Here is a 10,924-nt window from a genome sequence, read left to right as displayed (position 1 = left end):
ACCTGAACCCAAGTACCCCCGCGCGCTCACGGCTCGGTACCCACGCTTCGGTTCGCACTCCATGACCCTTCAGAATTCGCGAACCCAAGAGCTCTCTGACGGTACTGGTCGACCACCGACGTGGCCGTCGAGCTGAGCGTCCGGGCACCGGGAGTTCCAGGCAGCAGCAGATCCGACAGGGTGACCGTGCACGTCACGGTCACGGTCACGGTCCCGACCTGCCCGACCTGCACGCTGAGACCGCCCGTGTTGACGGTGACATCGGAGGACGCACACCGGATGCCCTGATCGGTCAGCGATTCGCGTGCTGCTGCGTGCGCGGCGTCCTGGGCGGAGGCCACGGTGCGGTGGATGGACGCTTCCCGTGCAGCGTCCTCCGCCGCAGAGTCGATCTTCGCACCGGACGTGACGATGCGGCCGCCAGCGATCGCCAGACACAGGAACATGATCAGCGACGGGACGATGACGGCCGCCTCGATCGCGGCACTGCCCGCATCGTCACGCACACTTCCGGGCAACCGGGCCTTCACATGCACGCGTATCACCCTCCTGGGATGGTGAATCTCTCCACGGGGCCGGACGCCGACTGCGTGATACGCAATCCGTCCACCCCGGGAATCATCGACTGCGCCGTGCCCGACACCTCGACGCGCACCCGCTGACCGTTGCTGCTGACGGACACGCTCGCACCGGCCAAGCTGTCACCCGCCGTACGCGCCAGCACATCCCGGGCCTGGGCCGCTCCGTCAGCCGGGCTCGCCTGGTAGGACCGGGCTGCGGTGACGCCCTCACGGGCCGCGGTCAGCGCGATCTGCCGCGCGTAGTACCACATGGATGCCTGGATGACCGCGACCGTGAGCAGGAGTACGAACGGGTAGATGATCGCCATCTGGATGGCGGCATCACCCCGATCACCGTCCCGGATGCGCCTGCGCCACCAGGCCGTCAGCCGCGTTGAGGGAGCCATCACAGGTTCGACAGCTGTGCGTTGTACTTGGCGATCACGATGGCGATCGTCCCCGCGATCAGCACCGCACCGGTGACGGCTGCGACCCAGATGATGACGGTCGTCGTGCTGACGTCACCGCGGTCGGGCCGCCGCGACGCCTCTTCCAGCCCCTGCCGCACCCGTACGGTGAGGCCGATCACCGAGCGGCGGATGCGGTCTGCGGTGTGCTTCATGGTGTTCCCCTCCAGAGAAAAGTGAGTGAGTCAAAGCGTTCAGACGGCCAGCATGCGGATCACCGCAGGGAACGCCATCAGCAGCATCACCAGCACGGCGAGCAGGGCCCCGGGCGCGGTCATCTTCTCGCTGGCAGCGTTCGCCTCGGCTGCCTGATCAGCCAGCAGTTCGGCATTGAGCGCCGCCGTACGGCCGCGCAGCGCCGCGTACACCGCGGCGCCGTCGGTGGCGGAGCCGCGCATGATGTCGGCGATGTCGTCGAGCACGGGAAGGTCGTACTCCGCGGCGAGTTCGGTGAGCGCCTGGTACGGCGGGATCTTCTCCAGCCGTGCTCGGCGCAGCGCTCCCTGCACCAGCACGAAGGGCCATCCGCGTCCGACTTCGGCGGCCTTCTCCAAGGCCTCGGCCGGACCGGCGTCAGCAGCCCGTTTGAGTGCGACCAGATCCAGGTAGGCGCAGGCCGCGTGCGCGAACTCCTCGCGTGCCCGCTTGGCCTGGTCGCGCACGGCGAGATCGGGTGTGAGGAACAACAGCAGAGCAACCACGAGTCCGACGACGGCCGGTACGTAGAACGGCAGCGAGACGCCGGCGATGATCCACGGAATCGTGGCGATGACCGGGCAGAGCAGACCGAGCGCGGCGAGCGCGGTCTTCTTCAGCATGAACTGGCCCGGCCCCTGTCCGATCAGGGCCAGGTTCTTCGTCGGGATCCTCACGCCCGGCACTCGCTCGAGACGGGCCAGCAGCCACCGGCCCCATGCCTCTTCGCGGTCCAGTTCCGGCTCCGGCATCGTCAACGAGACGGGGGCGGTGCGGGCGAGAGCGGGCGCCAGCGCGGGCTGCGGACGCAGGAGCTCGGCGACCAGCAAGGCGACTCCGGCCCCGATCGTCCCGCCGGTGGCCACGACGACGAACACGTTCACCGGCCGGCTCCGTCCATCACACGGGCTACGCCCGGACTCTGCCGATCCGTAGCCACAGGAAGACGCACCTTGCTGGCCGGGTCGGTCACGAGAAAGCGCGGGATACGACGGAAGGCTCCAAGCTGCCGCATCAGCGCGAGGACCCCGACGAAACCGGCCGCCAGGAAGGCCAGCACGAGCTGACCGAGGAACGTGGCGTACGGCTTGGTGTAGGACGGCACGAAGAATCCGGCGGCGACGACGGCGACCGTGATGATGGACATCCACCGCACTGTCGTCCGCGGCTTGGCACGATCGGCCTCGATGCCGCGCTTGCGGGCCACCTCGACACGGACCGTGCCGGCCAGGTCTTCCAGTGCCTGGGCCAGTCCCGGGCCACGGTCGTTCACCGACAAGATGAGCGCCGCGATCACCTTGTCAGCGGTCACATCGTCCAGCTCATCGGCAAAGGCCCGTAGCGCTTCCTCCGGCCGCCATCCCAGCTTCAGCCGGTCCGACAGGTTGACGATCTGCGCAGCGAGCTCGTCCGGCGCCCCCTTACGACTGCTGATCATCGCCTGCTCCAGGCCCATCCCCAGCCGGAGCAACCCCGCCAGCCGCTGGGCCCACTCGCTCAGCGCCTCCAGCTGACCGATGCGCTCCTTGGCGATCTGAGCCGGGGTGATCAGCCACGGCACCCCCACCACCGCTGACCCGAGCAACGCCGCGCCGACGAAGTTCCCCGAGGCAAGCCAGACCGCGACGAACACCACGATCGCCGCGACGGCCAGGGTGCGCCGACGCAGCCGCACGTCCTCCGCCTGATTCATGCCCCGCAGCGCCATCCACCGCTGCCACAAGGACCCCGCCCGCTGTGGCGCCGTGGTACCCACCAGGCCGACGACGACACCGATCAGCCCACCGACGGCGGCCATCCCGCTCAGCAACGCCCACAGCAAGATCACCGCTTGGCCTCCACCTTCAACGGCAGCGGCGCCGGCCAAGACCCGTAGGACTGCTGCAGAAGCGCAGAGTCGAAGCCGACCCGGCGCAGATCGTCCACGCAGCCCGGGTCCATGCGGGGAACCGCGCGCAGTTCCCCGAACTCGCGCCCTGGGGAGAAGATTTCGTTCGTCGCGGGCCTGCCCGACTCACCGACGCCGGTGAGCTCCAGGACGTGGGAGACGTACCGGTGGCGGCGGCCTCCGATCTGCGTCTCGTCGGTCATGTCGACGTATACGATGAAGTCCAGCCCGTTGGCGGTCTGCCGGTAGGCGAGCTGCTCGGACAAGTTGCCCTGGGCGAGCGCGTACAGCTCCGCGATCCGGTCGAAGATGATGTCCGGTCGACGGGCGTGGATCGTGCAGAGGTTGCCACCGGAACCGTTCGTCAAGGCCTGCATCATCGCGACGACCTCCGGCCCGCGGACCTCGCCGACCACGATCCGCTCCAGCGACATCCGCAGCGCGGGATGCATCAGGTCCAACAGCGTGACCTCGCCCGCGCTGCGCCCCATGGCGTCCTTCTCACCGTTCGACTCCCGCCCCACCAGGGAGACGACCTGCCGGTGGTAGCCGTTGTCGTGGCAGAACAGCTCGTCCTCGGTCTGCACGGTCGCGAACCGGCACTCCGCGTCGAACTCCTTCAGCAGGGCCCGCAGCAGGGTCGTCTTCCCCGCTTTCTGCTTGCCCGCGATCATGATGTTCTTCTCCGCCCGCACACAGGCCCCAAGGAACTCCCTCAGGATCGGGTCGAGCGTGCCCAGCCGCACCAAATCGTCCAGGCCGGCGTGGGAGACCCGGTGGCGGCGGATCACCGCGTAGGTCTTCGGACCCAGCCCCGTGATGGCCTGCAGCCGGGAGCCGTCCTGCAACGACAGCGCGAGCGTGGGGTTCGCCGTGGAGATGGTGCGCTCGCTGTGCCCGGAACTACGCGCCAACTCACGCAGCAGCTCCAAGAGCTCCTCTTCCGACTCGGCGATCGGCCCGACCATGCGACGCTCGCCGTCCCCGTAGTCGAGCCACACTTCGTTAGGCCCCTGGATGATGATGTCCTCGACCCGCTCATCGTCCAGGTACGGCTGGAGTCGGCCCGCCCGAAACAGCAGGTCGTAGACGGCGCGCCGCAGCGCCTCGTCCTCCTGCGGGCTCATGGCGGTGGCATCCGACCACACCGCGACCGCTTCGGTGATCCAATCCAGGCAGCGCTGCTCCTCACTGGCCCGATCCAGGCCCGGCGCTGTCTTCAAAAGCTCTTCGCGCTGCTTGGCCACTTGGGCAGCGATGTGCCGGGCCCGTCGATAGTCGACGACGACCCGAGGGGCATCCGAGCCCAGTACCTCGGTGCCCGACGCCGAACCGGAACCCGGACCCGTACCGTTCGCCGACTGCGGCACAGACGGCACAGGACGCCTCGGCGGCGCCACCACCACGGGATTGGGATGCAGAGGCCTACCGCGCATGCGCCACCCCCGCAGTCCCCGCATCGCCACCACGGGCACCCAGACGCGCCCGACGCATCGCCGCCCGCTGGACCAGCAGCGTCGCGCTGGTACGAGCCGCCTTCATCAGAGGCGACCGTGTGAAGTGGCGAGGCTGATCGGCCCCATCGGAAAGAACGCGCGCATCCCTCGGCGCATACGGCAAGGTCGCCACCACAGGCACCTGGAGCATTTGCTGTACCTCGCCCGCAGGGTAGGGCCCTTCGTCGATCACGATCAGCCCGACATCCCCGACCCTCTCCTCCAGCGCGGCCACCCGACCTTGCGCGGCCTGAAGACACCGCAGCGTGTTGCGCACCACCACGATCGCCGCGTCGGCCTTCTCGACGAGGGCACCGGAAGGGCCGACCGCGCCGCGCCGACCGAGATCAATGAGGACATCGTGGCCGTGGTCGGCCTCTATGCCGCGGAACATCACGGCCAACGCCTGCCACAGGGAACCCAGACTCGCTGCCTGCGCGGGATCGGTGATCCCCGGAAGCAGCAGCCGCTCATGAGGACCCGCCTGGCCGTCCTCACTGCTCAGGTCAATCAACTGGCGCCAAAAGGCGTCGCCGAACTCGCCCTTGCGCGCCGCCACCGACAGATTCCGCAGCCCATACCGGTCGCCGAGAGTGCCTTGAAGCAGACCATGCAGCACCGCCCCGCCATCGGGATCGCACTCCGTCAAGATCATCCGCCGACCGGGCTCCAGCGGCCACGACAGCAGCAGAGCCAGCGCTGTCGTGGTCACGCCCGGCGCACCACTGCACCCGGCCAACGCGATGACCGCCATCAGCTGCCACCCGGGGCATCGAGGACCAGACGCAAAGCGCCCGCCGCCACCCACGCGGCAGCAGTGGGACCCTCGGCCGTGGACGTGGCGACATCGACCACCACCATCCCGGTACCGGGAGCCGCAGCCGACGCCTTCACCACCCGCCCCGTGATGGTCTTCGGCGGAGCATCAGGCGCCGCACCCGAACCCGCACTCGTCCCCGTCGCACCCGGCGCATCCACATGCACCAACTGGACCCGCTGCCCCGCGACCAGAGCCGTCGCCGGGACCTGCTCGGGCTTCAGCCCGATCGGCACCAACTGCTCACCAGCCTTCACCAACGACTCCCTCGTCACCTGCGACGGCGCGAGAAGGGACCCGGGCTTCAGCCCGACAGCCGCACGCTGCCCCACCATGGCGTCCAAGTCCTCCGCGCGCACCGCCTTCACCGCCGGATCCAGAGCGAGCGACGCCGTACCCAGGTCCCGCTGGGTCAGAACCTGACCCACCGGGACATCGCGCACGACGGTCACCACCTGGGTGCGGTGCCCCACCTGCAGCATGAGGACCGCCACACCGGCCCCGCCGGCGGCGATCAGCGCGAGAGACAGCGCGATGACACCGGGCCGGCGCCTGCGCGCCGCGACCCGCGGGGGAACGACCGGCCCGGCCACCTGCCCCTGCAGGGGCACGGTGCTGACACTGGGAACGCCAGCCTGCTCACTGGTCTTGCTCAACGTTGATTCCTTCCGGCGTCTACCTGACGACCTGGAGCTCGCCGATAGCCACCTGCACGTTCGTCTGCCGGACCTCGGTGAGCTGGCCAGCTTGTCCGCCGCCCTGCCAGTTGATCGTCCATGTCGAGGTCGCAGTCACCGGGTACTTGCCGTTCGGCGCGCCAGCTGAGGTCGTGGAGTACACATGACCGCAGGTCGGGGACTGCGCCATGCCATCAGATGCCTGGTAAGGCGTCCCGGGATCGCCGCACATCACGCTGGAGCCGTCGCCCATCGCCCACACGATCTTCAACACCTTCGCCGTCGCGGTGACCGTCACCCCACCCGCAGAAGCCGACGCGACATTGGGGCCGTACGTGGTGGCTCCCTGACCAACCCAGAGCCACATCGGAACACCCACCGTGTACCTGCCACCCGCACGAGGGCTCACCACGTCCGGACCAAGCAACGTCATCGAATCAACCGCGCGCTGCGCCAACTCCTGGGGATCCACCTGAGGAACAGGAGCCTGGCCCTCAGGCACCACGATGAAACCGTCAGGATCGACCGGGCCATCGAGGGAACACTCCCTGAAATACATGTCGTGCTTCTTTGGGTCCCTGCCCTTCCAGGCCAGGTGCTCGGCCGGCGGCTTAGGCTCCACCTTGGTGTAACGGCACTCTTGCTTGGTGCCACTACTGCCGCCGCCCTGTGAGCCCCCCGCCTGCCCGCCGCCACCCGTCTCGTCACCCACGCCGACACCGACACAGAACTTGCTGACCTGGACCTTGCACGTCCCGGCATCGATGTCCGGATCGTCGTCGGCGTACGAGGCCCCTGCCCCTGCCAGGACCAGGATCGCGGCGCCCGTGAGTATGGTGAAGTGCTGGGTCAGCAGGCCTGATTTTGCGCGGTCAACTCGGTGACCATCCACGTTGTCCCCCACTTTTCCAATGTCGCGGTGCTGACGTATTTGATGAGTCGCTCCGTCGGCAGCGGGACCTTCTTCTTCGAGGCCTTGTCGATCAGGGCCCACCTGGTGGTGTCCACACAGTCCGAGACCGTGGCCTTGGGAATCTTGGCGTCGGTCACCGTGACGACCTTCGGATCGATCGCCGGCTGCCCGGTGGTCACTTGCCCAGCCTTCTGCATGGCTGACAGGTCGCGCTCGATGCCGGCCAGGGCTTTGAAAGTGGTGCTCTTCCGCAGGTCGGTTCCTGCGGACGAGGCCTTGCTGTAGGCCTCGGTCTGCGCCTCCCAGGAGTGGGTGTATGCCGCGATGACCGCGGCCTCCTCTGCATCAGCCGTCGCGACTGCGGTGGGAGCGCCCGTTGCCCTCTGGACAATCGGCTTCGGTGACGAGCCCTCTTGGGTGCAGCCGCTCAACGAAGCGAAACCGCCGACGATAGCAAGCACGATTGCCAAATTCCGACCATGAGCGGTGCTGCGAAAGCCGAACCTTGCTGTCCCTCGTTCTGCACGTGTCACGTTGTCTCCCCGAACGGCGCGATGGCATGGCCGCCAGCACGGCAACAACCTGCGGTGATACGTATCCGTAGCCGCAAGATTACGCATATGCCAGCCAACTTCCCAGCCATATCCTTGAGTTCACTCGAACAACTCCGGACTAATCCGGTCACACCCGGACGGTGAATGTCGATTTGTTGTCAGGTGTAGTGCCGTGCTGCCTCGTGCATCGAGCGACCCTGAAGTTCTCCGCCCTCCCTCCAAATGAACGAGACCCGCGCCCGACGGTTTCTTCCGCTGCCCCGTCCGGCAACCAAGGGGCCACAAAGAAGGCCGTGGCATACGTGGCGGTCAGGTACCGTGACCAGCCCCGAGCCGCGGGTGAGTCGCCTTGCCGACCGATTCCTCCGCCCCTCATGCACCGGCGTGCGAGTGGCTCGACTGCGACGGTGATGGTCTCGAAGAAGCTGGTAGTCACTGAGCCTCCTCCGCCAACTTGAAGCCGCAGTTGAAAGGGCTGGTGTGATCGGTCCTCGAGGTGCTCGTGCTGGTCGTGGGGAGGAGTCCACGGGGAAGATCGTCTGTCAGCACGGTGGGGCGAAGAGAAACGCGATGCAGCAGCGTCGGTAGATGTAGGGGGGCCTTCTCTTCCCAGAAGCCGACGAAGATGACGACGGTGAACGGCCACCGAAGGGCGGAAGATGGCGAGGACGCGTGCTGAGTTGAGTTCTACGATGGACTGGTGACTGAGACGCTGCCCCTCGTGGGCATTGACCTCTTCGACGCGGAACGGCTTCTGTTGGTTGAATCTGCGGAGCCGCCGCTGCCGCCCCAGGATGCTGAGGCCCGGGACCGGGTGTGGGACATTGCGGTGCGGGCCAACCCGACCCTGTTTGACGGGCCTGTGGTGGCGTGTGGGGGACTGGAGCAGGTCGACCCGCGCATCCTGCGTCTTTCCTGGGTGCGTGTGACGTACCGGCACTACGCTCTGCGTCACGTTCCCGGCGCCACCGCGCTGCCGTCGCTGTTCGTGAACGTCGTCCAGCCGACCGTCGATGGTCGTGTGCTGGCGGCGAGGATGTCGCCGTCCACTGCCGCTCCGGGCCGTTGGCAGTTGCCGGGCGGGTCTGTGGAGCCTCCCCCGAACGGGGCGGTGCTTGACGAGTCGGCGCTGGTCGGCCAAGCCGCACGCGAGCTTGCCGAGGAGCTGGGAGTCGACGCGGTGGTCGATGACTTGCAGTTGTGGGTCGTCACCCGTGGCGAGAACGGCAGCGTCGGTCTGACGTACCTTGCTCCGGCCCTCCCCGAAGCAACGCTGCGCGCAGGCTTCACTGCGGCTGTGGCAGCCGATCGCGACGAGGGTCGCGAACCTGAACTCGATGACATCGCCTTGGTGCGTTCACCGGACGAACTGGCCGGGCTCGCTGGTCCGCACGCGGACTATCTGGAGCCGATCGTCCGCCGCTTCTCCGTGGGCCAATAGAGTCACGCGCTGGCGAGGAAGCCGCGGCCACGTTCGTCGAGCTCAGCCACACCCGACGCCCCTGGGCGGGTCAACCATACGAAGGGCTCACCACGTCCCACAGAACAACGTAGGGAAGCGTGACAGTCCCGCAAACGGATCCTGCCGGACAGCATCAGTTAGCAGACTCCCCCTCACGGCCTTCGTCGTGGTCACGTGCACCTTGGTCGGAGCACATGATCAGGCGAAGGCCGCCCCCATGTCGGGCGAATCCCCAGGCGAGCGAACCTGTTCGAGACACCGTTCGAGATCGTGGCACCATGTACGGCATGGCGACCAACCGAAAGGCCCATGCCGCGTAGACGGCCAGGACACATCCGGGCCAGCATCCCGGACCGGAAACAGTCACAACGCTCAAGGCCGACCATCGACCGCCTCTCCTCACGTGCGCTGTCCGAGATCGTTAGCCTTGAACGCACGCGGAACTACCTCCAGCCGGGAGACACCAGCGCGGCATTGCACATGTGGAAGGACTACGTCCACAAGCCCGCGCGCGAGCTCTGGCACGACGACGAGTTCGGCAACGTGCACTGGTACTGCTGCGGCAACCCCCTCGAAGCCCGTTCCTTACTCGACGGCGTGATCCGAGCAATGTCGCCTCGCGGAGCCCGCGAACTCCGCAAGATCATCGAAGAGCTCGACGCCTTCATGGGCCCGACCGACCGAGCAGCAGAGCGTCGAAGATAAAGAACAAGCTGAATGCAACCCTCCCCGAGGCCAGTCAGCCTTTGACGAACTCCGGTGCGGGAAACGACGTGGGGGTAACGTGCTTGGGGTGACCGACGCGACCCGTGAAGATGACCTTCTGGCGGCTCTCCCAACCCTGTCCCGTATGTTCGGGCTGGGTGAGGTGCGCGATCGGGAGTTCCTTGCCCACGGCCTGATGAACCGGAACTGGCGGCTGGAGACGGCCGTCGGGACGTACGCGGTGAAGGAGATCACCGACGTTCCTTTGCCGAAGGTCCGCAGGAACCTTGCGGTCCTGGCGGACCTGGCTCGCGAGAGACTCCCGGTCCCGGCGCCGTTGCCCGCCGATGGCGGGGAGCTCGTGGCCGAGGTCGGAGGTCACGGCTATTGCATCCTGCCTTGGGTGGATGGCGAGCATGTCCAAGGGACGGACCTCACTCTTGACCAGGTTCGCGATCTCGGTGCTCTCCTTGCCGGTCTGCACGAGGGCTTGCGTCGGCACGGCCCCGGCCCGGTCCCGGGGCAGGCGCCGGCTGCGACAGTCCGCGATGTGGCCGAGGCCGACCGGGCCGCTGTCGCTCTCTCGGGTCGCCTGCCGACCAACCCTGTGACCGACTTCGACAAGGCCGCCACCGAGGCCCTGCACGACCGACGCGGTCTCCTCGCACGGCACGTTCATGCCCGGCCGGAGGGCGAAGTGCCGGCTGGGCCTTATGGGTGGACGCACGGCGACTTCCAGTACCGCAACCTGCTGCGGCAGGACGGCCGGGTGGTGGCGGTCCTGGACTGGGACCGGCTCGGTGTCCGGCCGTACGGGGAGGAGGTCGCTCGGACCGCCCAGGTGCAGTTCGGGGTTGGTGGCGTCCTCGACCTCGACCGCGTCGCTGCCTTCTGCGTCGGCTATCGGTCCGTGATCGATCTGTCCGAGGGGGATCTCGCCGATGCTGTGAAGCGGTTGTGGTGGAAGCGGATGACCGACTTCTGGCAGCTGGAGTTCTACCTCGACCGCCAGGACCCCGCCTTCGGCGAGATGTTCCTGACGGACGAGGCACTGCTGAACTGGTGGACCGACCGCTTCGACGAAGTCCAGGCCGCCTACGCGGCCCGCTAGCCGGCGGGGGGGGGGGGGGGGGGGCCCCCCCCGCCCCCCCCCCCCCAACACCAGCCCCCGCCGCCCCCACCCGCCCGAG

General features: G+C 67.6%; 13 protein-coding genes. 3 read left to right on the top strand and 10 right to left on the bottom strand.

What is annotated here, in order from left to right; all coding sequences use genetic code 11:
• Positions 1–26: 26 nt before the first annotated feature.
• The 10 genes from ACFWI9_RS08560 to ACFWI9_RS08515 are packed head-to-tail and all read right to left on the bottom strand — an operon-like array spanning position 27 to position 7,483.
• Positions 27–536, bottom strand: a complete 510-nt coding sequence (locus tag ACFWI9_RS08560) for a TadE/TadG family type IV pilus assembly protein (RefSeq protein ID WP_387159944.1) — start codon at positions 534–536, stop codon at positions 27–29.
• 5 nt (positions 537–541) lie between these two features.
• On the bottom strand, positions 542–967 hold the full coding sequence (locus ACFWI9_RS08555; RefSeq protein ID WP_387159942.1) for a TadE/TadG family type IV pilus assembly protein: 426 nt from the start codon (positions 965–967) through the stop codon (positions 542–544).
• Positions 967–1,182 (bottom strand): hypothetical protein, encoded by a 216-nt coding sequence (locus tag ACFWI9_RS08550; protein WP_387159941.1) that lies wholly within the window; start codon positions 1,180–1,182, stop codon positions 967–969. The genes ACFWI9_RS08555 and ACFWI9_RS08550 overlap by 1 nt, the downstream gene beginning before the upstream one ends.
• A gap of 39 nt (positions 1,183–1,221) precedes the next feature.
• Positions 1,222–2,106: a type II secretion system F family protein gene (locus tag ACFWI9_RS08545; protein WP_387159939.1), complete on the bottom strand. Its 885-nt coding sequence runs from the start codon at positions 2,104–2,106 to the stop codon at positions 1,222–1,224.
• A complete protein-coding gene (locus ACFWI9_RS08540) occupies positions 2,103–3,050 on the bottom strand; it encodes a type II secretion system F family protein (protein ID WP_387159937.1) in 948 nt (315 codons plus the stop codon). Before ACFWI9_RS08540 ends, ACFWI9_RS08545 begins: the two co-directional genes overlap by 4 nt.
• A complete protein-coding gene (locus tag ACFWI9_RS08535; RefSeq protein ID WP_387159936.1) occupies positions 3,047–4,546 on the bottom strand; it encodes a CpaF family protein in 1,500 nt (499 codons plus the stop codon). The genes ACFWI9_RS08540 and ACFWI9_RS08535 overlap by 4 nt, the downstream gene beginning before the upstream one ends.
• Positions 4,536–5,360, bottom strand: coding sequence for a hypothetical protein (locus tag ACFWI9_RS08530; RefSeq protein WP_387159934.1), 825 nt, complete (start codon positions 5,358–5,360; stop codon positions 4,536–4,538). The genes ACFWI9_RS08535 and ACFWI9_RS08530 overlap by 11 nt, the downstream gene beginning before the upstream one ends.
• Positions 5,360–6,079, bottom strand: coding sequence for an SAF domain-containing protein (locus tag ACFWI9_RS08525; RefSeq protein WP_387159933.1), 720 nt, complete (start codon positions 6,077–6,079; stop codon positions 5,360–5,362). The genes ACFWI9_RS08530 and ACFWI9_RS08525 overlap by 1 nt, the downstream gene beginning before the upstream one ends.
• A 19-nt stretch (positions 6,080–6,098) precedes the next feature.
• On the bottom strand, positions 6,099–7,004 hold the full coding sequence (locus tag ACFWI9_RS08520; protein WP_387159932.1) for an ATP/GTP-binding protein: 906 nt from the start codon (positions 7,002–7,004) through the stop codon (positions 6,099–6,101).
• Complete coding sequence (locus ACFWI9_RS08515) at positions 6,950–7,483, bottom strand: hypothetical protein (RefSeq protein WP_387159930.1); 534 nt, start codon at positions 7,481–7,483, stop codon at positions 6,950–6,952. The genes ACFWI9_RS08520 and ACFWI9_RS08515 overlap by 55 nt, the downstream gene beginning before the upstream one ends.
• Positions 7,484–8,267: 784 nt before the next feature.
• On the opposite strand from ACFWI9_RS08515, the gene ACFWI9_RS08510 reads away from it, so the two are divergent.
• From ACFWI9_RS08510 to ACFWI9_RS08500, 3 genes are all read left to right on the top strand, one after another.
• Positions 8,268–9,008, top strand: coding sequence for an NUDIX domain-containing protein (locus ACFWI9_RS08510; RefSeq protein ID WP_387159929.1), 741 nt, complete (start codon positions 8,268–8,270; stop codon positions 9,006–9,008).
• A gap of 495 nt (positions 9,009–9,503) precedes the next feature.
• Complete coding sequence (locus ACFWI9_RS08505) at positions 9,504–9,734, top strand: hypothetical protein (RefSeq protein ID WP_387159927.1); 231 nt, start codon at positions 9,504–9,506, stop codon at positions 9,732–9,734.
• 145 nt (positions 9,735–9,879) lie between these two features.
• Positions 9,880–10,845: a phosphotransferase gene (locus tag ACFWI9_RS08500; protein ID WP_387159925.1), complete on the top strand. Its 966-nt coding sequence runs from the start codon at positions 9,880–9,882 to the stop codon at positions 10,843–10,845.
• Positions 10,846–10,924: the final 79 nt, after the last annotated feature.

The organism is Streptomyces sp. NPDC127084 (genome assembly GCF_042724175.1).
GTDB lineage: Bacteria > Actinomycetota > Actinomycetes > Streptomycetales > Streptomycetaceae > Streptomyces.
The sequence above is the reverse complement of the archived record's forward strand: the minus strand, read 5'-3'. Positions and strand labels throughout refer to the sequence as shown.